This window comes from Jejubacter calystegiae (assembly GCF_005671395.1).
Lineage (GTDB): Bacteria > Pseudomonadota > Gammaproteobacteria > Enterobacterales > Enterobacteriaceae > Jejubacter > Jejubacter calystegiae.
The window spans coordinates 21587-47402 of record NZ_CP040428.1 but is presented as its reverse complement, the minus strand read 5'-3'; the positions used below and the strand labels follow the sequence as shown (position 1 = coordinate 47402).

Below are 25816 nucleotides of genomic sequence, written 5' to 3'. Positions count from 1 at the left end.
AATAAATCGCGCCAGGGAGGGCGCGTTATAAACCTGATGAGGATTACGTGATGCAGTCATTACTCTACGATAAATGGCTCCCCGTACGCTGTAGGGATGGCGCTAAAGACTGGATGGCGCCCGTTGAGCTGGCCGATGAAAATATTGAGGATCTCGCCGCGGTACGTGCCGATTTCCAGGGGGCCGCCTGGCAGTTTCTGATCGGCCTGTTACAGACCACGCTGGCCCCGCAGGATATTGAAAAGTGGGAGGATATGCTGGAAGAGGGGCTAACGGAACAGCAACTTCGGGAAGCCTTTAAGCCAGTGGAGTTAGCCTTTCGATTTGGCCCGGAAACGCCTTCTTTTATGCAGGACTATCAGTCTCTGGATGGTGAAGATACGCCGCTGGCGGCGCTATTGCCGGAGATACCCGGCGGCAACACCCTTAAACGTAATACCGACCACTTTATTAAGCGCGGCGTGGTTGAAAAGCTTTGCCCGCGCTGCGCCGCTCAGGCGCTGTTTTCTCTGCAAATTAATGCACCGGCGGGCGGGAAAGGTTACCGCACCAGCCTGCGCGGCGGCGGACCACTGACTACCCTACTGGAATTTAAAGAAACGCCTCCTGGCACACCGCTGTGGAAAAAACTCTGGCTCAATGTCATGCCGCAGTCCGAAGGACGGATGCCGCTACCGCAACAGTATGACGCAGCCGTTTTCCCCTGGCTGGCGCCAACCCGCACCAGCGAAAAGACTATCACTACCCCTGAGCAGGCCCACCCACTCCAGGCTTACTGGGGAATGCCACGCCGTATCCGCATCAACTTTGACAAAACCGACCAGGGGCATTGCGATCTCTGTGGGGAGATTTCATCCCAGCTACTGAGCCAGATGACGGTGAAAAACTATGGCGTACAGTATGTTGGCTGGTCGCATCCCCTTACGCCTTATCGCCGTCAGTTAAAAGGAGAAGGGGAACTCCTTTCGGTGAAGGGCCAGCCTGGCGGTCTGTGCTGGCGCGACTGGCTGGGGCTGAACTGGACAACGGCCAGCGAACATAATCAGGAAATACCCGCCAGAGCTGTCACTCAGTTTCTGAAGAATGCCGACAAAGCGCTGCGCCACAATATCCGCTTTTGGAGCTTTGGTTACGACTTCGACAATATGAAAGCCCGCTGCTGGTATGAGCACCATATTCCGGTATTGATAACGGAAAATGCTCAGGAGCTGGAACCGCTATTTGCCCAGGTCATTGCCTCGGCGGGCAGAGTGCTGGGGCTGCTAAGAGGTGCTCTTAAAGAAGCCTGGTTTGGTGAACTGAAGAATGCCAAAGGGGATTTCAGCTTTATCGACATCGACTTCTGGCAGCAGACCCGGCCGCTGTTCGAACAGTTTGTCGAAGAAGTTAAATATGGCGATCGGGTCGCGCAACAGACCTGTGAAAAACGCCTGAAGGGCAAAATCTGGCAATTCGCGAAACGCTATTTCGACGAGCGTGTATTCACCAGCCCGGATGCGCCGGTCGATTACGGCCAGATTATGAAGGCGCGTAAAAAGTATTTCACCACCAGCGAGGAAAAGCTGGCCAGGCGCAAGGAAAAGCAGCAGGAGGGGACGAAATGAGACTCACGGGAGTTCAAAAGGCGGCGCTGTGCCGCTGGCATGAACGCATCAACAGCATGGAGGGGCGTCGGGAGCGGGCCAGCCTGCGCCGCAGTGGCGAACTGCAGGAAGCCTGGCTTGCCGAAGGGTTCCGCTCCCTGCTGCTGACACCGGCCTTTAAGGAATACTGTGGCGACAGACACCAGGCCTGGCGTTTTAATGCCCTGGCCGTTGTAGCGGCCGTTCTGGCTCACGTTCGCCATCATGACGAACGGCGTCCCTTTACCGCGCAGCTGGGCAGAATGGCGCCGGGAGAGAGTAAACCGCGCTTCTCAGAGCTGCGCTTTATGCGGTTGCAGCGGGCCAGCAGTTCGGATGATTTACTGCGTCAACTGCGCAGGGCAGTCAGGATGCTGGAAGGCACGGCCAATATTACCGATCTGGCAGACGGTGTTTTTTGCTGGTTTAAAGAAGAGGATGCCCGGCTACGGCATTGCGTTTTAAGTCAACAACCCGGCGAGTTTATTCATGTGCGATGGGCGATGGATTATTACCAGGCCGGCAGCGAAGACGACGCTCAGCAAAATTCAGCAGATGACAGCGCAGAGACCAACAATCAATAAGGAACCTGACCATGACCACTTTTATTCAGCTCCATTTTCTTACTGCCTACCCGGCCGCTAACCTGAACCGTGATGACACCGGCGCGCCGAAAAGCGTGCGTATGGGAGGGGCGGAGCGGTTGCGTATTTCGTCCCAGAGCCTGAAGCGTGCCTGGCGTACATCCTCTCTGTTTAAAGATGCCCTGAACGGCGCTATCGGTATTCGCACCGCCCATATTGGCCGTGAAGCGGCGGAGATAATGCAGGAAGCGGGTGTGGATCAGAAGAAAGCGGCAGAGTGGGGGGCCGCGATTGCGAAGGCGTTCGGTACGCCACGTAATGAAAAGGGCGATAAGCTTAAACAGGATCCTCTCCTGAATACTGAAACCGGGCAACTGGTTCATATCAGCCCTGCGGAACGGCAGGCCGTGCACCAGCTTGCGCAACGTTTAGGCCAGGACAAACGCGCACCGACGGCTGAAGAACTCGAGTTACTGCGCCATGACGATATGGCCGTCGATATTGCGCTATTTGGCCGTATGCTGGCCTCGTCGCCGGACTATAACGTTGAAGCCGCCTGCCAGGTGGCCCATGCCGTGGGGGTTAGCGCAACGGTGATTGAGGATGATTTTTTTACCGCTGTTGACGATCTGCAAAAGAAAGAAGAGGCCGGGGCCGGTCATATCGGCGAGTTGGGCTTTGGCTCGGCGCTGTTTTACTCCTATGTCTGCATTGACAGAGACCGTCTGCTGGAAAATCTGAACGGCGATGAAGCATTGATGAAACGCACACTGCGGGCGCTGACCGAATGTGCGCTTAAAGTTTCCCCCACCGGTAAGCAAAACAGCTTCGCCAGCCGTGCATGGGCCAGTTGGGCGCTGGCGGAAAAAGGGAACGAACAGCCGCGTTCGCTGGCGGCTGCTTTCTACCAGCCGATAACGGGCAGTCAGCAGTTATCTGATGCCATAACGCGCGCGGAAGCGCTGCGTGACAATATGGCGAAGGTTTATGATGGCCAGACGCTTCCCTGCGAGTCATTGAATACCGTCACTGGTGAAGGATCTCTGACACGGCTTATCGATTTTGTTAGCGAGTAAGGAGCCGGTATGAACCAGTATCTGGTGTTCCAGCTTCAGGGGCCAATGGCCTCCTGGGGAGAGCCCGCGCCGGGGGAGGTACGTCATACGAATGCCCTGCCCGGGCGCTCTTCCCTGTTGGGGCTATTGGCCGCAGCCCTTGGAATTCGGCGCGATGAGGAAGATAAACTGGCACTTTTGCATCAGCACTATCAGTTTATCCTGTGTGCGAATGAAAAACCGTCCTGGATGCGGGATTACCATACCGTCCAGGTCCCCAAAGCCGTGCGTAACATACGTTGGCGAACCCGTCGTGAAGAGTTACAGGACAAAGCGTTACTGGAAACCACCATTTCCCGTCGTGACTTTTACTGTGATGGCTACTGGCTGGTGATGATAGCCATGACGGAAGGAGCGCCCTGGTCGCTCGCCAGGCTGCGACAGGCGCTGCAATTTCCTGAGTTTCCGCTCTATCTGGGGCGTAAAAGCCATCCGTTGGCGCTGCCCCTCTGGCCGCAAATCTACGAAGGGTTGGCTGGCGACGTTTTGCTTAATGCGCAAGAGGCGTTTCTTACCCGTCTGTCGCAGTTACCGGGCGCACAGCGGCTGGGGCGATTGCAGCCAGTCTGCTGGTGGGAAGGGCAACACGCTGGATTGAAAGAAGAAATCAGGGGAGAACGGCGCGATCAGCCCATCAGCCGTCGACGCTGGCAGTTTGCGCCTCGCGTCTATAGTCAGGGTACAGCGTTCAGGGAGGAATCATGAACCTTTCCCGAATTACTCTTTGCCAGAATGCGCTGACGCCCGAAAGGATGATCCAGTTAATGGAGGCGGGGGAATATGCCATACATCAGTGGCTGTGGGAGCTATTCCCGGGCCTTGAGCGGCGAGACTTTTTGTATCGCCAGGAGAGCCGTCAGGGGCAGTTATGTTTTTATCTGCTTTCAGAACGTTCTCCAGAGCAGTCGCATCCATTTTTTGACGTGGAAACCAAACCCTTTATGCCATTACTTAGGGCAGGTCAAAGGCTTGGCTTCGCGTTAAGAGTCAATCCGGTGATATGTCGCAGCGGTAAACGGCACGATCTGCTGATGGAAACTAAGCGGCGCCTGAAAGAGAGCGTTGAACCACGGGATATGTGGGAGCATCAGGCGCAAGCCGCACGCAAATGGCTGGAGCGACAGGGGGAATCCTCGGGTTTCCAGCTGGTCCAGGCTGAGGTGGACAATTATCGACAGCATCGGCTAACGCGACTGGCGGATAGTCGGCCGGTTCAGTTTAGTTCCGTAGACTATCAGGGAACTTTGATCGTTAACGATCCTGAACGGTTTCTGGCGCGGATCGCGAGCGGGTGGGGGAAAAGTCGCGCGTTTGGCTGTGGCCTGATGCTTCTCCGCCCGGCGGTGGAATAGGATTATGAGTTATATCCCACTTAACCCCATTCCACTGAAAGATCGTACTTCCATGATCTTTCTACAATACGGGCAACTGGACGTATTGGATGGCGCCTTTGTTCTGATCGATAAGAACGGGGTGCGCACCCATATTCCTGTCGGGTCGGTGGCCTGCATTATGCTGGAAACGGGAACCCGGGTGTCTCACGCGGCTGTGCATTTAGCCTCTACGGTTGGAACCTTGCTGGTTTGGGTTGGGGAGGCGGGTGTTCGACTATACGCCTCTGGCCAGCCGGGTGGTGCACGCTCGGATAAGTTGCTCTATCAGGCAAAGCTGGCGCTGGACGATCAGCTGCGTCTGAAAGTGGTACGCAAAATGTACGAGCTGCGTTTTCAAGAGGCGCCGCCGTCCCGCCGTTCGGTGGAGCAGCTACGGGGAATAGAGGGCGCCAGGGTTCGGCAAACCTATATGCTGTTGGCACAGCGCCATGGCATTAAGTGGCACGGTCGCAAATACGATCCTAAAGACTGGCAGAAAGGTGATGTCGTTAACCGCTGCATTAGCGCAGCGACGGCCTGTTTATACGGTATCACGGAAGCCGCGGTACTGGCTGCAGGCTATGCGCCAGCGATTGGTTTTATTCATAGCGGTAAGCCGCTCTCTTTTGTTTATGACATTGCCGATATCATCAAATTTGATTCGGTAGTGCCTAAGGCGTTTGAGATTGCGGCGAGCTGCCCTGCTGAGCCCGATCGTGAGGTCAGGCTGGCATGTCGGGATCTTTTCCGTAGCCAGAAATTAACGGGTAAGTTGATTCCGCTGATCGAAGAGGTGTTGGCTGCGGGGGAAATTGAACCTCCGGCACCCGCGCCGGAAAGCGTTCCTCCTGCGATACCAGAGCCTTATTCGCTGGCGGATAGCGGGCATCGGGGACGCTAAGAATGAGTATGCTGGTGGTGGTGACTGAAAATGTGCCTCCCCGTTTGCGGGGACGCCTGGCTATCTGGCTGCTTGAAATCCGCGCAGGTGTCTATGTTGGCGATGCCTCTGCGCGTGTCCGTGAAATGATCTGGGAACAAATCTCGGTGTTAGCGGCAGAGGGAAATGTTGTGATGGCCTGGGCAACCAACAGTGAATCGGGTTTTGAGTTCCAGACTTACGGGGAAAACCGAAGGATTCCGGTAGATTTGGATGGCTTACGGCTGGTTTCTTTTTTACCTGTTAATAATCAGTAGGTTACATTTTATTGTGTGTTGGTGATTTGTTGGTAAAACGTTGGTGAAAAGTTTTATGGTGAAAATGTTCTTTAATAACAAGGATATGTTTTTAGTCTGTTCCCCGCGCCAGCGGGGATAAACCGAACATTGTTAACTACTGGGATGAGTGCCAGAACTGTTCCCCGCGCCAGCGGGGATAAACCGGAGATACAACATGAACTACACACTTTTGGCTACTGTTCCCCGCGCCAGCGGGGATAAACCGCAGGTTCATGGGAGACGGGGCGACCAAAAACATCTGTTCCCCGCGCCAGCGGGGATAAACCGTTTGTCGTGACACGCTCTGCACAGCGGAATCACTGTTCCCCGCGCCAGCGGGGATAAACCGAAACGCTGCCAGCCTGCAAAATGACGCACGATCTGTTCCCCGCGCCAGCGGGGATAAACCGGTCATCGTAATACTCTTTTCAGACGCCGGTTACTGTTCCCCGCGCCAGCGGGGATAAACCGTGTGTGTGAGCCTGGATGCAATCTATGATGAACTGTTCCCCGCGCCAGCGGGGATAAACCGCTACCTTTTTCTGCCGCGCTTTTGGTAAGGGCCTGTTCCCCGCGCCAGCGGGGATAAACCGAGACGCGGCAGACGCCAGGGCGCTGGCCCAGCCTGTTCCCCGCGCCAGCGGGGATAAACCGGCCTGCCCTTTCGGCAACGTCACAATATTGGCCTGTTCCCCGCGCCAGCGGGGATAAACCGGTTATAACGTCCTGCAGCAGTGGTTTGTAGGGCTGTTCCCCGCGCCAGCGGGGATAAACCGTGCGTATAGCTTGTTGTCATCGAAATTCATCACTGTTCCCCGCGCCAGCGGGGATAAACCGAGCGCAGCCACTGGCACTCAGGCAGCAAATAACTGTTCCCCGCGCCAGCGGGGATAAACCGCCGAGAATCTCACTATGACCGAGTTCGTGCTCCTGTTCCCCGCGCCAGCGGGGATAAACCGCCATCCTGAGTTGGTCTTCACAACACCAGCATCTGTTCCCCGCGCCAGCGGGGATAAACCGAGCATGGGTACCATTCCCTGTGGCTGCATATCCTGTTCCCCGCGCCAGCGGGGATAAACCGCCAGACAGCCCGGCGATATCGATAATTAGTGACTGTTCCCCGCGCCAGCGGGGATAAACCGACACCAGCGGATATCTGATATCTCTGGCGGCTCTGTTCCCCGCGCCAGCGGGGATAAACCGCCTTGATCAGTTCCGGCGGGTAGCTCGCCATCCTGTTCCCCGCGCCAGCGGGGATAAACCGGATCCAACGCCACAGAACGTCCAGCACCTCGCCTGTTCCCCGCGCCAGCGGGGATAAACCGTTTCGGGAATGGTTCTCAGGGCGCCCGGGTAGCTGTTCCCCGCGCCAGCGGGGATAAACCGACGAAGGCATTCAACGCCAGATTTTGTCGAACCTGTTCCCCGCGCCAGCGGGGATAAACCGGTGGAACGCGAGGAATATACAACCACGCCGCACTGTTCCCCGCGCCAGCGGGGATAAACCGCAGGTTTTAGCATCTCCGATTGATGTCGCAACCTGTTCCCCGCGCCAGCGGGGATAAACCGCTATTCAGATTGATAACATGGTTGCGGGTGGCCTGTTCCCCGCGCCAGCGGGGATAAACCGGGATATTTAACTCCATATGGTCTATCGCCACTCTGTTCCCCGCGCCAGCGGGGATAAACCGAGGGCTAACCGATAGTTACATCAGGATTCAGGCTGTTCCCCGCGCCAGCGGGGATAAACCGCACTAGAGTTATTGTTATCCGATAGCCGCGGGACTGTTCCCCGCGCCAGCGGGGATAAACCGCTAACGTGATGAACGTCGCTGATCGCATGAGCCTGTTCCCCGCGCCAGCGGGGATAAACCGCGTGGGCGTCTGCACCCGCCCGACCGACAGAACTGTTCCCCGCGCCAGCGGGGATAAACCGCGAGCCCGGCTGATGCGTGACGGCGGAATGAGCTGTTCCCCGCGCCAGCGGGGATAAACCGGGCGATATTCACGGCGGCGCTAAAGGGGCAGCGCTGTTCCCCGCGCCAGCGGGGATAAACCGGCCCGCGCTAAGGCCATGGATTCTGCGGTCAGCTGTTCCCCGCGCCAGCGGGGATAAACCGACCAGCCGCGATACCCAGAACGTTCTGCGCAACTGTTCCCCGCGCCAGCGGGGATAAACCGCGGCCAGCGCCGCCAGCGGCTATGTCCGTTTTCTGTTCCCCGCGCCAGCGGGGATAAACCGAACGCAGCGAGACCAGCACTGCCGTATGTGGCCTGTTCCCCGCGCCAGCGGGGATAAACCGACGATCTATAAGCTTTTCCGGCGGGAAAAAGCCTGTTCCCCGCGCCAGCGGGGATAAACCGAAACTCGTCCTTTGCTGTTATCTGGCTGAAGGGTGTTCCCCGCGCCAGCGGGGATAAACCGGGTTCGAGCCAGGTATGTTCGCTATCGGTCTGGTGTTCCCCGCGCCTCACGGCGCTAACGCGGAGATACATCTCGTGTTCCCCGCGCCAGCGGGGATAAACCGTATGTCAGCCAGCCGAAGCAGGCACCGTACAAGTGTTCCCCGCGCCAGCGGAGATAAATCACTAAGAGAAAATATGACCCAGACAATCTTTTATATCGTAACGAGTTGATATTGCTCATAGTATTGTTAGCCAGGGGGATAGACTATTTCACCATCACGGATTCCAGGGGGGAAAGATGGATCTGTTTTATGGCTACTGGGGAAAGACCCGACAACGGAACGATAACGGCGGAGATGATTATCATCTGCTGGTCTGGCATTCGCTGGATGTGGCTGCCTGCGGTTACCAGATGGTGCAACAGAATATTTATGGTAGCGCAGATATCTTTGCACGCCTTGGTATTAGCGATCGCCATCAGGCAGCGGAGATGTTTGGCTGGCTGTTGTGCTGGCACGATATCGGTAAATTCGCCCGGGCGTTTCAGCGCCAATATCAGGCGCCAGAATTGGTGGCTGACAAGCCGGGTGTGGCATACAGCGGCCATCATACCGCGCTGGGCAGCTGGCTCTGGCAAGATAAATTTCGCGAGCGGGCTTCTGATTTTATCTCCAGCGGTTTGCGACTTCGTAAGCTCCAGCGAATCCTGGATGGCTGGATGTACCTGATTACCGCGCATCACGGCAAGCCTGTTTCTGCCGGAAACTGCCTCAGGGCTTTCGATCCCGATGGAGAAGATATTGAAGCTGTCAGTCAGTTTTTACTGGCCGCAAGCAGGTTGTTTCCCCTGCGGGTTATTCCTGAAAACTGGCAAAGCGACGAGTGGAAAGCGCATTTCGCGACAGAGAGCTGGCGGCTCTCTGCATTAGTGGTACTGGCTGACTGGATGGGATCAAATACCCGCTATTTTCCACGCGACTCGCGGGTTATTCCACTGGAAGCATACTGGCAGCGAGCTTTGGGGTATTCCCGTAATGCCGTGTCAGCGTTGCCTGCACGCAGCCAGGTAGCGTCCTTCCAGGGGCTGCGACATTTGTTCCCTTTTATCGAGCACCCTACGCCGTTACAGGAACTGGCACTGAAAATCGATACCGGGCGTTCATCCGGCCAGCTTTACATTTTTGAAGATGTTACCGGAGCGGGTAAGACAGAAGCGGCGCTTGTTCTTGCCCATCGGCTAATGGTGGCCCATAACGCCAGCGGGATTTATATTGCTCTACCAACCATGGCGACGGCGAACGCCATGTACCAGCGTATGTATCAGACCTGGCGGCTGCTGTATTGCGATGATTCTCGCCCCAGCCTGATCCTGGCGCATGGTGCCCGTCATCTCTCCGAGCTGTTTAGCCAGTCGGTTTGGTATAGCGAAGCGACAGCAAGTGATGAGCTTGCCGATGAGGCGCCGTCAGCGGAAGGTTGCGCAGCCTGGTTTGCCGACAGCCGTAAAAAAGCGTTGTTAGCGGAAGTTGGGGTAGGGACGATAGACCAGGCATTGATGGCGGTTATGTCTTTTCGCCATCAGAATTTACGGTTACTCGGGCTGGAAGGAAAGATACTTATCTGTGATGAAATCCATGCCTATGATGCCTTTGTTGGTAAACTGCTGGAACAGTTGGTAGAGGCTCATATTGCCAGTGGCGGCACCGTAATTTTGCTGTCTGCCACTCTTTCAGAGGCGCAGCGCGGCCAACTGCTTGCCGCCGGTCAGCGCGCCAGGAGTGGTTCGCCTCTCGATCAGTCATCTCTTTCCTGGGATTACCCGCTGGTAACCCACCTGCGTGATGGACAAGTTGTTAACCATAAAATTGATACCCGCGAGGAGGTGCAGCGCCGGGTCTCTGTTGACTGGTTGTACAGCGAGCGAGGCTGTCTGGATAAAATCTATCAGGCGGTAGAGCAGGGCGCCTGCATTTGCTGGATCCGTAATTCAGTCGATGACGCAATAAAAGTCTATCGTCAGCTTATTAATGAAGAGCGTATAGCTCAGGAGAATATCCAGCTATTCCATAGCCGTTTTGCCTTCTGCGATCGAATAAAAATAGAGACGGAGGTGATTAGTCGTTTTGGTAAAAATAATAATGCTCCTACCCTTAGACAGGGGCGGGTGCTGATCTGTAGCCCGGTACTGGAACAGAGTATTGATGTTGATTTTGATTATATGATTAGCGACCTGGCACCCGTCGATTTGCTGATTCAGCGGGCAGGGCGCCTGCAGCGCCATATTCGCAGCCGGGGCGGCTCTCTTATAACCGGGAAGGTAGATGGTCGCCCCGGGCCTCTGCTCACCGTGCTGGCTCCCGAATGGGATGACGATCCTACTGCGGACTGGCTCTCTGCGGTTATGCGTAATACCGCTTATATCTATCCCGATCACGGCTGTCTGTGGCTGACGCAGAAAACGCTACGCGAGCATGGCGAAATCCATATGCCTGATGCAGCCAGGGTATTGGTTGAAGCTGTCTATGGCGACAGATTTGCCGTACCAAAGGCCTTTGAAAAAGTGGTTTATAGTGAGGCAGGAAAAGAGCTGGCTGAACGAAGTGAGGCTATTCAACGGGTAATTCATTTTGAGGTGGGATATAACATTAATTCATCGGAGTTCTGGGATGAAGATAACGTTACCCGACTGGCCGGTGAAACGCTGGAGCTTTATCTGGCATTTCGCCAGCAAGGTGAGCTGGTGCCCTATGGTAGTGGCGATTATCCCTGGGAAATGAGCATGGTGAGAGTTAGAAAAAGCTGGTGGGATAAGCGTCAGTCGGCTTTTTCTATGGCGACTCCAGAGGAGCTGGAACGCTGGCGCAAAGATCATCGAAGAGGACAGGGTATGGTGATTGTTCTTTCTTCCTGCGATGAGCCCTGTGGCTATTCCTGCCATACCGGGCTGGAGGGGAGTTTATAAGCGCTGGCGCTTCTGGATTCGGGTAATGATTTGGGGACCGGTCTCTGCTCAGGCAGAAGGTGGGAATGTTGTTATGGCTTGGGCGACGAATTCTGAATCGGGATTTGAATTCCAGACTTGGGGTGAAAACCGAAGGATTCCGGTAGATCTGGATGGCCTTCGGCTGGTTTCTTTCTTACCTGTTATTAATCAATAGGTTATCAATTTCGGAAGGTTGCTTAATTGTTGGTTAAAGGTTGGTAGAAAGATGCGACTTGAAAAAGCTCTTTAATAACAAGTATATATTTTTAGTATGTTCCCCGCGCCAGCGGGGATAAACCGTCACGAGTCCCATACGAACGCGTCATGCGTGCATGTTCCCCGCGCCAGCGGGGATAAACCGTCTTTACTCCAGGCTGTGCGCCAGTTCATGAAATGTTCCCCGCGCCAGCGGGGATAAACCGGCGTTGAGCGGGATCTTCTTTGACCCAGGTTTATGTTCCCCGCGCCAGCGGGGATAAACCGGCCGCTGGTGTTAACTCGCTGGCTGGTAATATATGTTCCCCGCGCCAGCGGGGATAAACCGGTTTCGCCAGAACGTTCAGGATCCGGGCGCATATGTTCCCCGCGCCAGCGGGGATAAACCGGCCGGGATGATTCGCTAACCAACTTAAGGTCAATGTTCCCCGCGCCAGCGGGGATAAACCGGAGGACTGTGGTGTTATCAGCCCCCGGCGAAGATGTTCCCCGCGCCAGCGGGGATAAACCGATGGCGCTCAGTCAGGGAACCACTGCGCAGATATGTTCCCCGCGCCAGCGGGGATAAACCGGCACTGTGTGACATCGTGAATGGTAAGCGGCCATGTTCCCCGCGCCAGCGGGGATAAACCGGAAAGCAGGGAGGCAGAAAGTTTTACCTTGTTATGTTCCCCGCGCCAGCGGGGATAAACCGCCGCAAGGCCCAGCACTTTTACGGTTACCTTCATGTTCCCCGCGCCAGCGGGGATAAACCGGATTAAGCGCGGAGCTGATCGGGTATGTGCTGATGTTCCCCGCGCCAGCGGGGATAAACCGCGCGCCAGTTCACTGACCTGAAATTTGCGGGAATGTTCCCCGCGCCAGCGGGGATAAACCGACGGATATCCCAGTGCAGAAGATTTCCCATGGATGTTCCCCGCGCCAGCGGGGATAAACCGCAGTTCAGTGCGCACGGCCAGCAGCAGGGTAAATGTTCCCCGCGCCAGCGGGGATAAACCGCGATGGACGGTCTCTCGATGATTATCGAGCAGATGTTCCCCGCGCCAGCGGGGATAAACCGATTCCGTGGTCGTGGTTCATAGAGTCACCTCCATGTTCCCCGCGCCAGCGGGGATAAACCGTGGAGTCCCTGAAGGCAGGTTACGTAGCCAGCCTCTAAGCCTTCCCCTTCGCCAGCTCCTTCACCAGCGGGTAAAGCACGCTGACCACCTGGCGGCCGCGTTTTTCGATGCGGCCGGGCAGGTGCTTGTCCAGGTATTGCGGATTGTCGCGCTTAACGCTGTGCCATTTCAGGGCGTCGGCGGTGGCGGTATGGCGGGCGCTGATATTCAGTACCGGGATACCGGCCTGATCGAAAGGCGTGACGTCGTTCGGCGTATCGCTGCTCTGGAGTCCGGCGCTGGCGGGAATTCCCCTGCGGTGGGCCAGGGTCAGGGCGCGATCGCGGGTCAGCTTGCGTACGCTGCCGGGGGTGTTTTGGCCGCTGTTAAACCACAGTCGGTCGCCTGCCACCAGATTATCCAGGTTAATGACCAACAGGATATTTTGCTGCTGGTCCGGGCTCATGCGCTTTAACACATCCCTGATGCCCGGCTGCTCTTCATCACGGCCGCTGGTGGCGATAAAGCGGATGCCGTAGCGGGTGGGAAGGTTTTGCAGGCGTTCGGCCAGCTCCAGCATCACGCCCAGCCCAAGGGCATTATCGTCCATGCCCTGAAGGGTCAGCCCCCCCAGATTACCGTCGCGCTCGCTGTCGTTTTTCGGCGTATAGGTATCCAGGTGCGCCATGATAATAATCTGCTGGGGCGCCTTTCCCTGATGCGCGGCGATAACGGTGCTGCCGGTCACGTTCTGCCAGCTCTTCTGACCGGCGGCGCTGGTGTAGATGTAGCGGCTGTGGAACTGGCGAATATCGCTGTGGTAGCCCCAGCGACTAAACTGCTGGCGCAGAAAGTCTGCCGACAGCATCTCTGCCGGGGTGCCGATCATCCGGCCGGGAAAATGAGTGGCTATCTGGCGGGCCTGAATATTGGCGGTTTCGCCGTATGGGGCCGGGGTGGCCGCAGCGGGAAGGGCGCAACCGACGCTCAGCATCAGGCAGAGAACTGAGCGACGCAGTGCGGAAAGCATGAGAGTTCCTTAATCCTTTACAGCAAAAAATTATGCCAGCACAGTATGAAACCCTGCGTTTTGTACTGCAATTTCTATTGCTCTTAAATAGTGGAAAAACGGTGGGTTAATTCATTTTGTGGCTAAGCTTTGCCAGCGCGTTATTCTTTTACGGAACACCTCATTCCAATTGGGAATTTCATAACAAATCATCACGGGTCGTATAGTCCGTTCATTCGCTTTAACAATTTGCCGGAATAACGGCGGCAGTGCCGCGTATCCGGTTTAAGGGAAGGCTATGGACAATACACGACTCACTCATCTGCGACAGCTGGAGGCGGAAAGCATCCACATCATTCGCGAGGTGGCCGCGGAGTTCTCTAACCCGGTCATGCTTTACTCTATCGGTAAAGACTCCTCCGTGATGCTGCATCTGGCCCGTAAGGCATTTTCCCCCGGCACGCTGCCCTTTCCGCTACTGCACGTCGATACCGGCTGGAAGTTTCGCGAAATGTACGCATTCCGCGATCGCACCGCCAAAGAGTACGGCTGCGAACTGCTGGTGCATAAAAACCCGGAAGGGGTGGCGATGGGGATCAACCCCTTCGTGCACGGCAGCGCTAAGCATACCGATATTATGAAGACCGAAGGGTTGAAGCAGGCGCTGAACAAATACGGCTTCGATGCCGCGTTCGGCGGCGCGCGTCGCGATGAAGAAAAATCCCGCGCCAAAGAGCGCATCTACTCGTTTCGCGACCGCTTTCACCGCTGGGATCCCAAGAACCAGCGCCCGGAGCTGTGGCACAACTACAACGGCCAGGTGAACAAGGGCGAAAGCATTCGCGTATTCCCGCTCAGCAACTGGACCGAACTGGATATCTGGCAGTACATCTATCTGGAAAACATCGAGATTGTTCCGCTGTATCTGGCCGCCGAGCGTCCGGTGCTGGAGCGCGATGGGATGCTGATGATGATCGACGACGATCGTATCGACCTGCAGCCGGGCGAGATGATTAAACAGCGTATGGTGCGCTTTCGTACCCTGGGCTGCTGGCCGCTGACCGGCGCCGTCGAATCCGAAGCCCGGACGCTGCCGGAAATCATCGAAGAGATGCTGGTGTCGACCACCAGCGAACGACAGGGGCGCGTGATAGATCGCGACCAGGCGGGCTCGATGGAGCTGAAGAAACGCCAGGGTTATTTCTGAGGAGCCGCCGGATGAACACCGCAATTGCACAACAGATCGCCGATCAGGGCGGCGTGGAAGCTTATTTACAGGCGCAGCAGCATAAAAGTCTGCTGCGCTTTCTGACCTGCGGCAGCGTGGACGACGGGAAAAGTACCCTGATCGGCCGTCTGCTGCACGATACCCGCCAGATTTACGAAGATCAGCTCTCTACGCTGCATAACGACAGCAAGCGTCACGGTACCCAGGGCGAAAAACTGGATCTGGCGCTTCTGGTGGATGGCCTGCAGGCCGAGCGCGAGCAGGGGATCACCATCGATGTCGCCTACCGCTATTTCTCTACCGAAAAGCGCAAGTTTATTATCGCCGACACGCCGGGCCATGAGCAGTACACCCGCAATATGGCCACCGGCGCTTCGACCTGCGATCTGGCGATTCTGCTGATCGACGGCCGTAAAGGGGTTCTGGACCAGACCCGTCGCCACAGCTTTATCTCGACCCTGCTGGGGATTCGTCACCTGGTGGTGGCGGTCAACAAAATGGATCTGGTGGAGTACAGCCAGGAGCGCTTCGAGCAAATTAAGCAGGACTACCTGACCTTTGCCGAACAGCTCCCCGGCGAGCTGGATATCCGCTTTGTGCCGCTTTCGGCGCTGGAAGGGGATAACGTCGCCAGCCAGAGTACTCATATGCCCTGGTACAGCGGCCCGACGCTGCTGGAGATGCTGGAAACCGTGGAGATCCAGCGGGTGGTGGACCATCAGCCGCTGCGTTTCCCGGTGCAGTACGTGAACCGCCCGAATCTGGACTTCCGCGGCTATGCCGGTACCCTGGCCTCTGGTCGGGTGAAAGTAGGCGATCGGGTTAAAGTATTGCCCTCCGGCGTGGAGTCCAGCGTGGCGCGCATCGTAACCTTCGATGGCGATCTGGATGACGCGGTCGCTGGCGAAGCGATTACCCTGGTGCTGGCGGATGAGATCGATATCAGCCGCGGCGATCTGCTGGTAGCGGCGGAGGCCGAACTTCCGGCAGTGCAGAGCGCGAAGGTTAATGTGGTCTGGATGACTGGCGAACCGCTGGCGCTGGGTCAGAGTTATGACGTGAAAGTGGCTGGCAAGAAGAGCCGCGCCCGGGTGGATGCCATCAACCATCAGGTGGATATCCATACCCTCGATACTTACAGCGTCGACAGCCTGCCATTGAATGGTATCGGCCAGGTGACCCTGACCTTCGACGAACCGCTGGTGCTGGACGCCTACCAGGACAACCCGGTTACGGGCGGCATGATCCTTGTCGACCGACTGAGCAACGTGACCGTGGGCGCCGGGCTGGTGGATACGCCGCTGGCCCAGGAAAGCCGGGCGCCTTCCCGCTACAGCGAGTTTGAGCTGGAACTGAATGCGCTGGTGCGCCGCCATTTCCCGCACTGGAATGCACGGGATCTGCTGGGAGAGGGCTAATGGCGCAGCATGATGAGAACGTGGTCTGGCATACGCACCCGGTGACCCGCGAGCAGCGCGAGCAGCTGCGAGGCCATCGCGGTGCGGTGCTGTGGTTTACCGGGCTTTCCGGCTCCGGTAAGTCCACCGTTGCCGGGGCGCTGGAGCAGGCGCTCCACGCTCAGGGCGTGGCCACTTACCTGCTCGATGGCGACAATGTGCGCCATGGCCTGTGCCGCGATCTCGGTTTCAGCGATGACGACCGCCGGGAGAATATCCGGCGGGTGGGCGAGGTGGCCCGACTGATGGTGGATGCCGGGCTGGTGGTGCTCAGCGCCTTTATCTCTCCCCATCGCGCAGAGCGTCAGATGGTGCGTGAACTGGCAGGAGAAGGGCGCTTTCTGGAGATCTTCGTCGATACCCCGCTGGCGGTGTGCGAAGCGCGGGATCCCAAAGGGCTATACCGCAAGGCGCGGGCAGGCGAGTTGCGTAACTTTACCGGTATCGACTCGGCCTACGAGGCCCCGCAAGCGCCGGAACTGCACCTCGATGGTCAACAATTGGTAACAAATTTGACCGATCAGATGTTAGATCTGCTGCGTCGGCAGGATATCATCAGATCCTGAAGACAGCGCCGGGCAAGCGTTTTGCCCGGTCGCCAGCCGACAGGATCCTCTATGCGTGATACCCCCCCTTACATCATTTCCCGGGAATCCGGATTACCGGAAATGGAAGAGCAACAGACCGCCTGGTCACTGCCAGGGGGGATTATTGGCTTCTGTTCATGGCTGCTGGCGCTGGGGCTGCCGTTCCTGCTGTTCGGCTCCAATACCCCTTTCTTTTTTCTCTATACCTGGCCTTTTTTCCTGGCGCTGATGCCAGTGGCTGTGGTGGTGGGAATCGCCCTTCATTCGCTGGTGGGCAGACGCCTGCTGGTGAGTATTATCGCAACCCTGCTCGTGGTGGCGATGATGTTCGGCGCGCTGTTCCTGTGGCTGACCCATTAAGGGTGGCATCAAAGCGTAACAGATCGTTGCCGCAGCCCCCCGGGGGCGCATCATGGCGCGTTCTGTGGTACATTCTTGCGCACGTAAGTCTAACGTCATACGGGCGCGCTTTCGCCCAAAGGTAAGTTGTGGGATGATGAAGCCGTTTTATCTGGGGGCGGAATGGGAAAACTAACGCTGCTATTGCTGGTTTTGCTGGCCTGGTTACAGTATTCACTATGGTTTGGCAAAAACGGCGTCCACGACTATACGCGAGTAAAAGACGATGTTGCCGTGCAGCAGGGAACCAATGCGAAGCTAAAGGCGCGTAACGATCAGCTGTTTGCTGAAATCGACGATCTGAACGGCGGCCTTGAAGCCATTGAAGAGCGCGCGCGTAACGAACTGAGCATGACCCGTCCGGGCGAAACCTTCTACCGCCTGGTGCCTGACTCGTCGAAGCGTAACTGGAAAGCGGGACAGCAACAAAATAATCAATAAATAATTAAATCACTGGATTTGGGTTTCGCACAGATGGCAGGTTCCTCCGGGGATATTATCGGCGTGGTGCCGGCCGCCGGCATCGGCAGTCGTATGCAGTCGACATGCCCTAAGCAGTATCTCACCATTGGTGACAAAACAATTCTTGAGCACGCGGTTGCCGCGCTGCTGGCACATCCCAGGGTTCGCGAGGTGATTATCGTCGTCAGTCCTGAGGATCGCTGGTTTGCCGGGTTACCGCTGGCAACGCATCCGCAGGTCAGGCAGGTTGAGGGCGGCGCCCAGCGCGCCGACTCGGTGCTGGCCGGACTCAAAGCCGCCTCCGGCGCCGAATGGGCGCTGGTGCATGATGCGGCGCGCCCCTGTCTTCATCCCGACGATTTAGCACGCCTTCTGGCGCTGACCGAACAGAGCCGGGTGGGCGGCATTCTGGCGGCGCCAGTGCGCGATACCATGAAGCGCGGCGAGCCGGGAAAACAGGCCATCGCCCATACCGTCGAGCGCGACGATCTCTGGCACGCATTAACGCCGCAACTCTTTCCGTTAGCGCTCCTGAAACAGTGCCTGGAGCGGGCGCTGGACGAAGGGGCGACCATAACCGATGAAGCTTCCGCGCTGGAATACTGCGGCTTTCACCCCGAACTGGTCAGCGCCCGTGCCGATAATATTAAGGTGACGCGCCCGGAAGACCTGGCGCTGGCGGCATTTTATCTTACCCTGTTACAGACAACGGAGAATCACTGATGCGTATCGGACACGGTTTTGACGTTCACGCGTTTGGCGGCGAAGGGCCGATCGTTATCGGCGGCGTACGCATTCCCTGGGAAAAAGGGCTGCTGGCGCACTCCGATGGCGATGTGGCGCTGCATGCGCTGACCGATGCGCTACTGGGCGCCGCGGCGCTGGGTGATATCGGTAAACTGTTTCCGGATACCGACCCGGCCTTCAAGGGGGCCGACAGCCGCGCCCTGCTGCGCGAGGCCTGGCAGAGGATCCAGGCGAAAGGCTACCGGCTCGCCAACGTTGACGTTACTATTATTGCTCAGGCCCCAAAAATGGCGCCGCATATTCCGCAGATGCGCGTATTCATTGCTGAAGATCTGGGCTGCCATATGGATGACGTTAACGTGAAGGCCACCACCACCGAAAAGCTGGGCTTTACCGGCCGCGGAGAGGGGATTGCCGCCGAGGCGGTGGCGTTACTGATTAAGTCAGAGGCATGATGGACTGGAATAATCTCACCTGGCTGCACGGACAGCCGCAGGCGACCGGGCAGCTAAAGGCCAGCCCGGAAGACTTTGTGGTGACGGAAGATCTGGGATTCGCGCCAGACGGCGATGGAGAACACCTGCTGGTGCGCATTCTGAAAAAAGAGTGCAATACTCGCTTTGTTGCCGATATGCTGGCGAAGTTTTTGAAAGTACCGGCCCGCGAGGTGAGCTTTGCCGGGCAGAAGGACCGGCACGCGGTGGCGGAACAGTGGTTCTGCGTGCGTCTGCCGGGTACATTGATGCCCGATCTCAGCGGCTTTCAGCCAGAAGGCTGCCAGGTACTGGAATATGCGCGCCATCGCCGCAAACTGCGTACCGGCGCCCTGAAAGGCAACGCTTTTACTCTGGTATTGCGGGAAGTGACCGGGCGCGCTGAAGTTGAACAGCGCCTGAATGCCGTTCTGCGCCAGGGGGTGCCAAACTATTTCGGCGCTCAGCGCTTTGGCCACAGCGGCAATAATCTGCACCAGGCCAGACGCTGGGCCCAGAGTAATGCGCCGGTGCGCGATCGCAATAAGCGTAGCTTCTGGCTTTCCGCGGCGCGCAGTGCGATGTTTAATCAGATTGTCAGCGAGCGCCTGAAAAAACCAGAATTTAATCAAGTCATTGATGGCGATGCGTTACAATTGGCCGGTCGCGGCAGCTGGTTTGTGGCGACCGAAGAAGAGCGTCCTGAGCTGCAACGGCGGGTGGATGACGGCGAATTGATGATTACCGCCGCGCTGCCGGGGCGCGGCGAGTGGGGCAGCCGCAATGCCGCGCTGGCCTTCGAACAGCAGGTTCTGGCGGATGAAATGGATTTACAGGGGCTTATGGTGCGCGAAAAAGTGGATGCGGCGCGCAGGGCCATGCTGCTGTACCCCCGGGATCTGTCGTGGAACTGGTGGGATGATGTCACGCTGGAACTGAACTTCTGGCTGCCGGCGGGCAGCTTTGCAACCAGCGTGGTCAGGGAACTAATCAACACGGGTGACTATGCGAATATTGCTGAGTAACGATGACGGGATCCATGCGCCGGGTATTCAGGTGCTGGCTAAGGCGCTGCGTGAATTCGCGGAGATCCAGGTTGTTGCTCCTGACAGAAATCGCAGCGGCGCTTCCAATTCGCTGACGCTGGAATCGCCGCTACGCACCTTTACTCATCCCAATGGCGATATCTCAGTACAGACGGGCACCCCTGCAGACTGCGTTTTCCTGGGCGTGAATGCGCTGATGCGTCCCGCACCGGACGTCGTGGTTTCCGGCATTAACGCCGGTCCGAATCTGGGGGATGACGTTATCTATTCCGGTACAGTCGCGGCCGCGACAGAGGGGCGTCACCTCGGTTTCCCCGCCCTGGCGGTCTCGCTGGACGGCCACCAGCACTATGAAACGGCGGCGGCGGTAACCTGCGCGATTCTACGTGGGCTGACCCGCGAACCGCTGCGCACCGGCCGGGTTCTCAATATCAACGTCCCCGATCTGCCGCTAAGCGAGATTCGTGGCGTGCGCGTCACCCGTTGCGGTAGCCGCCATCCGGCAAATTCGGTGATCCCTCAACAGGATCCCCGCGGCAATACCCTGTACTGGATTGGTCCCCCCGGCGAGGCTTGCGATATCGGCCCCGATACCGACTTTGCCGCAGTGAAGCAGGGGTACGTCGCCATTACGCCGCTGCAGGTGGATCTTACCGCCTATAGCGCGCAGGAGGTGGTCAGCGCCTGGGTTTCCCGGGCAGGGGTTGAGACGCAATGGTAACTGGACGCGTTCAGACGCTGGTTGAACAACTGAGAACACAGGGCATCAGGGACGAAAAGGTACTGGACGCCATTGCCCTGGTGCCGCGCGAAAAATTCGTCGACGAGGCCTTTGAGCACAAGGCCTGGGACAATGTGGCGCTGCCCATCGGTTCCGGGCAGACGATTTCGCAACCTTATATGGTGGCGCGTATGACCGAACTGCTGGAGCTGACGCCGAACTCGCGGGTGCTGGAGATCGGCACCGGCTCTGGCTACCAGACCGCTATTCTGGCGCATCTGGTGCATCACGTCTGCTCGGTGGAGCGGATTAAAGGGCTGCAGTGGCAGGCACGTCGCCGCCTTAAGCAGCTGGATTTACACAATGTTTCGACCCGTCACGGCGACGGCTGGCAGGGGTGGAAGGCACGCGCCCCGTTTGACGCCATCATCGTGACGGCGGCGCCGCCTGAAATACCGACTGCGCTGATGGCGCAGCTCGATGAGGGCGGCATTCTGGTCCTGCCGGTAGGCGACGAGCAGCAGTATCTGAAGCGGGTTCGTTGCCGGGCAGGCGAATATATCATCGACACTGTTGAAGCCGTGCGCTTTGTTCCCCTTGTGCGGGGGGAGCTGGCTTAAGTCCCGGAAATTTCCGGTTTAACTCTGTCGTGGTCGGGGTATGGTGGTGCAATGCGTACCATATCGCCGACGCCGATAGATAAGTCGCAGTGTCTGGCTGGCATTAATCAGAATTCACTCCTGGGGGAGCTATGAGCGCGGGAAGCCCTAACTTCAAATTACGTCGGATTGCGACATTATCGCTGGTCAGCCTGTGGCTGGCAGGCTGTTCCAATAACTCAACCCAGGCGCCGATCAGTTCGGTAGGGGGCAACGACGCAAGCTCCAGCGGCAGTATGGTGATTTCTCAGCCGCCGCCGATCCAGAGCCAGCCTCAGCAGGCCCAGCCGGTACAGCAGCAGACTCAGCCGGTACAGCAGCAGACTCAGCCGGTGCAGCAGCAGGCCCAGCCGGTGCAGCAGCAGGCCCAGCCAGTGCAGCAGCAGGCTCAGCCGGTACAGCAGCAGGCTCAGCCGGTACAGCAGCAGGCCCAGCCGCAGTCCCAGCCGGTGCAGATGGAAAATGGCCGCATCGTCTATAACCGTAGCTATGGGGATATCCCTAAAGGTAGCTATTCCGGCAGCACCTACACCGTAAAACATGGCGACACCCTGTTTTATATCGCCTGGGTGACCGGGAATGACTTCCGCGATCTGGCCCAGCGCAACAATATTCAGGCGCCTTATGCCCTGAACGTGGGTCAGACCCTGCAGGTGGGCAACGCCTCCGGCGCCTCGATTACCGGCGGTAACGCGGTGACCGAGGCCGATGCTAAGGCTCAGGGGGTGGCAACCGCATCTGCACAAAATTCAAACGCGGCAGTTGCGTCGAAACCGACAATTACGTATTCTGAAGATTCAGGTGAACAGAGTGCTAACAAAATGTTGCCGAATAACGCGCCCGCGACAGGTTCTGTAGCGGCGCCAGTTACGGCACCAACGAACAGCACGGCCGAACCGACTGCCAGCAGAACGGTGATACCCGCAGAGCGCCGACAAATTATTCTGGATATGGTGTCTGAAAAGGGCATCGTAAGTATTGCTGAGCTGACCGGGCGGATAAAGGTGTCTCATATGACCATCCGCCGGGATCTGCAAAAGCTGGAACAGCAGGGCAGCGTTGTGCTGGTCTCCGGCGGGGTTGAGTCCCCGATGCGTCTGGCCCAGGAGCCGTCCCATCACTCTAAAACCCTGCTGGCCGAAGCGCAGAAAGCGGCCATCGGTCAGTTGGCCGCCCAGCGGATTAAGCCGGGAAGCTGCATCTATCTGGATGCGGGAACCACTACCCTGGCGATAGCCCGGCAGTTACACCATCATCAGGATCTGACGGTGGTCACCAATGACTTCGTGATTGCCGACTATCTGCTGGATAACAGCGATTGCACAATTATTCACACCGGTGGCGCCGTATGCCGTGAAAACCGTTCCTGCGTGGGGGAGGCTGCGGCGACGATGTTGCGCCATCTGACTATCGATCAGGCTTTTATTTCGGCCTCTTCATGGAGCCTGCGGGGCATCACCACGCCAGCGGAAGACAAAGTGACGGTAAAGCGGGCCGTTGCTGCCGCCAGCCGTCAGCGGGTGCTGGTATGCGACTCCACTAAATATGGGCGGGTGGCGACCTGGCTTGCTCTTACAATGAACGACTTTGAACTGCTGATTACCGATGACAGACTGCCGGAAGGGGTAGAGCGGGCGTTAAACGAAGCGGGGGTTTCGGTGCTGTTGGCAAAGTAGCGCGTCCCTCCGCCCCCGGAGAGGGGGCGGAGGCGTTGTCTTACACCAGACTTTTCAGGCGATAGATCCAGTCCAGCGCCTGGCGTGGTGAAAGGGTATCGGGATCCAGCGACTCCAGCGCTTCCACGGCGGGGGAGGTCTCTTCCACCGCCAGCAGCGACATCTGGCTGCCGTCTACCTGGCTTGCTGCCGCGTTGCCGGAAATCTGTTCCAGTTCGCGCAGTTTCTGGCGCGCCCGTTTGACCACCTCTTTAGGCACCCCGGCCAGCGCCGCGACCGCCAGACCGTAGCTCTTACTGGCTGCTCCTTCCTGAACGCTGTGCATAAAGGCGATGGTGTCGCCATGCTCAACGGCATCGAGATGGACGTTGGCAACGCCTTCCATCTTTTCCGGAAGCTGGGTCAGTTCAAAGTAGTGGGTGGCGAACAGCGTCATCGCTTTAATGCGATTCGCCAGGCTTTCAGCGCAGGCCCAGGCCAGCGACAGGCCGTCGTAGGTCGAGGTGCCGCGGCCAATTTCATCCATCAACACCAGACTTTCCGCGGTGGCGTTATGCAGAATATTGGCGGTCTCGGTCATCTCCACCATAAAGGTGGAGCGGCCAGAGGCCAGGTCATCGGCGGCGCCGACCCGGGTAAAGATGCGATCCACAGGGCCAATTTCGGCTTCGGCCGCAGGCACGAAGCTGCCTATCCAGGCCAGTAGCACAATCAGCGCGGTCTGGCGCATATAGGTACTCTTACCGCCCATGTTCGGGCCGGTGATAATCAGCATGCGCCGCTGGGCTGAAAGCGCGAGCGGGTTGGCGATAAAGGGCTCTTTCAGCACCTGCTCAACCACCGGATGGCGACCGTCCACCAGGCGAATCCCCGGTTTATCGCTAAAGGTGGGGCAGGTGTAATTCAGGGTTACGGCGCGTTCGGCCAGGTTGACCAGCACATCGAGCTCTGCCAGCGCAGCGGCGCTCTGCTGAAGTTCTCCCAGATGCGGCAACAGCAGATCGAACAGTTCGTCGTAAAGCTGCTTTTCCAGCGACAGGGCTTTGCCTTTCGAGGTCAGTACCTTGTCTTCGTACTCTTTCAGCTCAGGAATGATATAGCGCTCGGCGTTTTTCAGGGTCTGACGGCGCACGTAGTTCATGGGCACCATATGGCTCTGGCCGCGGGAGACCTGGATGTAATAGCCGTGTACGGCGTTAAAGCCCACTTTCAGGGTGTCGATGCCCAGCCGCTCGCGTTCGCGAATCTCCAGCTTTTCAAGGTAGTCGGTAGCGCCGTCGGCCAGGGCGCGCCACTCATCAAGTTCCGCGTTATAACCGGGGGCGATCACGCCGCCGTCGCGTACCAGCACCGGTGGCGTTTCAATAATGGCGCGCTCCAGCAGTTCGCACAGCTCGTTAAACTCTCCCATCTGCTCGCGCAGGGTCTGTACCGAATCCACCGCTACATCTGCCAGCAGCTCGCGCAATTCGGGAAGCTGCTGGAAGGCGTGACGCATACGCGCCAGATCGCGGGGGCGGGCGGTACGCAGCGCCAGACGCGCCAGAATACGTTCCAGATCGCCCACCTGGCGCAGGACCGGCTGTAGCTCGCTACCGCGATCCTGGAGTGCGGCGATAGCCTGCTGGCGGCGTTTAAGCTTTGCGGTATCGCGTATCGGCATATGCAGCCAGCGCTTCAGCATACGGCTGCCCATGGGGGTGACTGTGAGATCCAGCACCGACGCCAGGGTATTTTCCGTTCCGCCCGCCAGGTTCTGGGTGATTTCCAGGTTGCGGCGGGTGGCGGCGTCCATCACGATACCGTCCTGCTGGCGTTCCATGGTGATGGAGCGGATATGGGGCAGGCTGGTGCGCTGGGTATCCTTCACGTACTGCAGCAGACAGCCAGCGGCGCACAGCCCGCGAGCGGCGTTTTCCACGCCAAAACCGGTCAGATCCCGGGTGCCGAACTGTAAGTTCAACTGCTGACGGGCAGTGGCTATCTCGAACTCCCACAGCGGGCGGCGGCGCAGGCCGCGGCGGCCTTCAATCAGGCTGGTTTCACAAAAGTCTTCGGCGTAGAGCAGCTCGGCGGGGTTGGTACGCTGCAGCTCTGCGGCCATCGCTTCGCGATCTTCGGGTTCAATAAGTCGGAAGCGGCCGGAGCTGATATCCAGCGTGGCATAGCCAAAGCCTTTATCATCCTGCCAGATGGCCGCCAGCAGGTTATCCTGACGTTCCTGCAGCAGCGCTTCGTCGCTGATGGTGCCCGGGGTGACGATACGCACGACCTTACGCTCCACGGGGCCTTTGGTGGTCGCCGGATCGCCGATCTGCTCACAAATCGCCACTGATTCACCCAGATTCACCAGCTTCGCCAGGTAATTTTCCACCGCGTGGTGGGGAACGCCCGCCATCGGAATCGGCTCACCGGCCGAGGCACCGCGTTTGGTCAGGGAGATATCGAGCAGCTGAGAGGCGCGCTTCGCATCGTCGTAGAACAGTTCATAGAAGTCTCCCATCCGGTAGAACAGCAGGATATCGCGATGCTCCGCCTTCAGGCGCAGGTACTGCTGCATCATGGGAGTGTGGGCGTCGAAATTGTCGGTCGTGCTCATGGCGTTTTCCGTTTTATAGATTCAGAACTGCGTGATTTTTGTCGTTCTTGTTGGCATCACAGGACTCCCTGTCATCAAAGATGCCGCATTCCTTCGGGCATGCTCGGGGTATGGGTGGCGCAGCGATGCGTGCAGG

Annotated in this window: 21 protein-coding genes, 1 pseudogene and 2 CRISPR repeat arrays; of the genes and pseudogenes, 20 read left to right on the top strand and 2 right to left on the bottom strand. The window is 57.8% G+C overall.

Features of this window, described 5'->3' with window-relative positions; genetic code table 11:
- Positions 1–50 precede the first annotated feature (50 nt).
- From casA to cas2e (FEM41_RS00165), 9 genes and pseudogenes are all read left to right on the top strand, one after another.
- Entirely contained in the window at positions 51–1604 is a 1554-nt protein-coding gene (casA, locus tag FEM41_RS00205; protein WP_138093078.1) for a type I-E CRISPR-associated protein Cse1/CasA, read from the top strand.
- On the top strand, positions 1601–2206 hold the full coding sequence (gene casB / locus FEM41_RS00200) for a type I-E CRISPR-associated protein Cse2/CasB (RefSeq protein WP_138093075.1): 606 nt from the start codon (positions 1601–1603) through the stop codon (positions 2204–2206). The genes casA and casB overlap by 4 nt, the downstream gene beginning before the upstream one ends.
- Positions 2207–2217: 11 nt before the next feature.
- The gene (gene cas7e, locus FEM41_RS00195; protein ID WP_138093072.1) at positions 2218–3282 is read left to right on the top strand and encodes a type I-E CRISPR-associated protein Cas7/Cse4/CasC; all 1065 of its coding nucleotides are present in this window, start codon (positions 2218–2220) and stop codon (positions 3280–3282) included.
- Positions 3283–3291: 9 nt separating this feature from the next.
- Positions 3292–4026, top strand: coding sequence for a type I-E CRISPR-associated protein Cas5/CasD (gene cas5e / locus FEM41_RS00190; RefSeq protein WP_138093068.1), 735 nt, complete (start codon positions 3292–3294; stop codon positions 4024–4026).
- Positions 4023–4673 carry a type I-E CRISPR-associated protein Cas6/Cse3/CasE gene (cas6e, locus tag FEM41_RS00185; protein WP_138093065.1) on the top strand — a complete coding sequence of 217 codons (651 nt, stop codon included), beginning with the start codon at positions 4023–4025 and terminating at the stop codon, positions 4671–4673. Before cas5e ends, cas6e begins: the two co-directional genes overlap by 4 nt.
- A gap of 4 nt (positions 4674–4677) precedes the next feature.
- A complete protein-coding gene (gene cas1e / locus FEM41_RS00180) occupies positions 4678–5595 on the top strand; it encodes a type I-E CRISPR-associated endonuclease Cas1e (RefSeq protein ID WP_138093062.1) in 918 nt (305 codons plus the stop codon).
- 2 nt (positions 5596–5597) lie between these two features.
- A complete protein-coding gene (gene cas2e / locus FEM41_RS00175) occupies positions 5598–5891 on the top strand; it encodes a type I-E CRISPR-associated endoribonuclease Cas2e (protein WP_138093059.1) in 294 nt (97 codons plus the stop codon).
- Positions 5892–5987: 96 nt separating this feature from the next.
- Positions 5988–8337: direct repeats of the CRISPR family, unit length 29 nt; unit sequence CTGTTCCCCGCGCCAGCGGGGATAAACCG.
- A 279-nt stretch (positions 8338–8616) separates the two neighbouring features.
- A complete protein-coding gene (gene cas3 / locus FEM41_RS00170; protein WP_138093056.1) occupies positions 8617–11280 on the top strand; it encodes a CRISPR-associated helicase Cas3' in 2664 nt (887 codons plus the stop codon).
- Between the two features lie 16 nt (positions 11281–11296).
- Positions 11297–11476 (top strand): annotated as a pseudogene (gene cas2e, locus FEM41_RS00165) (type I-E CRISPR-associated endoribonuclease Cas2e); the annotation flags it as partial.
- A 96-nt stretch (positions 11477–11572) separates the two neighbouring features.
- Positions 11573–12638: direct repeats of the CRISPR family, unit length 29 nt; unit sequence ATGTTCCCCGCGCCAGCGGGGATAAACCG.
- 34 nt (positions 12639–12672) lie between these two features.
- Here the strand turns inward: cas2e (FEM41_RS00165) and FEM41_RS00160 are convergent.
- On the bottom strand, positions 12673–13647 hold the full coding sequence (locus FEM41_RS00160) for an aminopeptidase (RefSeq protein ID WP_138093053.1): 975 nt from the start codon (positions 13645–13647) through the stop codon (positions 12673–12675).
- 277 nt (positions 13648–13924) lie between these two features.
- On the opposite strand from FEM41_RS00160, the gene cysD reads away from it, so the two are divergent.
- The 11 genes from cysD (at position 13925) to ygbI (ending at position 23081) form a co-directional block, all read left to right on the top strand.
- Positions 13925–14833, top strand: coding sequence for a sulfate adenylyltransferase subunit CysD (gene cysD / locus FEM41_RS00155; RefSeq protein WP_138093050.1), 909 nt, complete (start codon positions 13925–13927; stop codon positions 14831–14833).
- 11 nt (positions 14834–14844) lie between these two features.
- Positions 14845–16272 (top strand): sulfate adenylyltransferase subunit CysN, encoded by a 1428-nt coding sequence (gene cysN, locus FEM41_RS00150; protein ID WP_138093047.1) that lies wholly within the window; start codon positions 14845–14847, stop codon positions 16270–16272.
- A complete protein-coding gene (gene cysC, locus FEM41_RS00145; RefSeq protein ID WP_138093044.1) occupies positions 16272–16877 on the top strand; it encodes an adenylyl-sulfate kinase in 606 nt (201 codons plus the stop codon). The genes cysN and cysC overlap by 1 nt, the downstream gene beginning before the upstream one ends.
- A 51-nt stretch (positions 16878–16928) precedes the next feature.
- Positions 16929–17258, top strand: a complete 330-nt coding sequence (locus tag FEM41_RS00140; protein WP_138093042.1) for a DUF3561 family protein — start codon at positions 16929–16931, stop codon at positions 17256–17258.
- A 162-nt stretch (positions 17259–17420) separates the two neighbouring features.
- Positions 17421–17738 carry a cell division protein FtsB gene (ftsB, locus tag FEM41_RS00135; RefSeq protein WP_138093040.1) on the top strand — a complete coding sequence of 106 codons (318 nt, stop codon included), beginning with the start codon at positions 17421–17423 and terminating at the stop codon, positions 17736–17738.
- A gap of 33 nt (positions 17739–17771) precedes the next feature.
- On the top strand, positions 17772–18482 hold the full coding sequence (gene ispD, locus FEM41_RS00130; RefSeq protein WP_138093036.1) for a 2-C-methyl-D-erythritol 4-phosphate cytidylyltransferase: 711 nt from the start codon (positions 17772–17774) through the stop codon (positions 18480–18482).
- On the top strand, positions 18482–18961 hold the full coding sequence (gene ispF / locus FEM41_RS00125) for a 2-C-methyl-D-erythritol 2,4-cyclodiphosphate synthase (protein ID WP_138093033.1): 480 nt from the start codon (positions 18482–18484) through the stop codon (positions 18959–18961). The genes ispD and ispF overlap by 1 nt, the downstream gene beginning before the upstream one ends.
- Positions 18958–20004, top strand: coding sequence for a tRNA pseudouridine(13) synthase TruD (gene truD, locus FEM41_RS00120; protein WP_138093030.1), 1047 nt, complete (start codon positions 18958–18960; stop codon positions 20002–20004). Before ispF ends, truD begins: the two co-directional genes overlap by 4 nt.
- On the top strand, positions 19985–20746 hold the full coding sequence (gene surE / locus FEM41_RS00115) for a 5'/3'-nucleotidase SurE (protein WP_138093027.1): 762 nt from the start codon (positions 19985–19987) through the stop codon (positions 20744–20746). Before truD ends, surE begins: the two co-directional genes overlap by 20 nt.
- Positions 20740–21366: a protein-L-isoaspartate(D-aspartate) O-methyltransferase gene (locus FEM41_RS00110; protein WP_138093024.1), complete on the top strand. Its 627-nt coding sequence runs from the start codon at positions 20740–20742 to the stop codon at positions 21364–21366. The genes surE and FEM41_RS00110 overlap by 7 nt, the downstream gene beginning before the upstream one ends.
- A 953-nt stretch (positions 21367–22319) precedes the next feature.
- Positions 22320–23081 (top strand): DNA-binding transcriptional repressor YgbI, encoded by a 762-nt coding sequence (gene ygbI / locus FEM41_RS00100; protein WP_138099066.1) that lies wholly within the window; start codon positions 22320–22322, stop codon positions 23079–23081.
- Between the two features lie 40 nt (positions 23082–23121).
- Here ygbI and mutS read toward each other — a convergent pair whose 3' ends face one another.
- Complete coding sequence (gene mutS, locus FEM41_RS00095; protein ID WP_138093021.1) at positions 23122–25680, bottom strand: DNA mismatch repair protein MutS; 2559 nt, start codon at positions 25678–25680, stop codon at positions 23122–23124.
- Positions 25681–25816 lie beyond the last annotated feature (136 nt).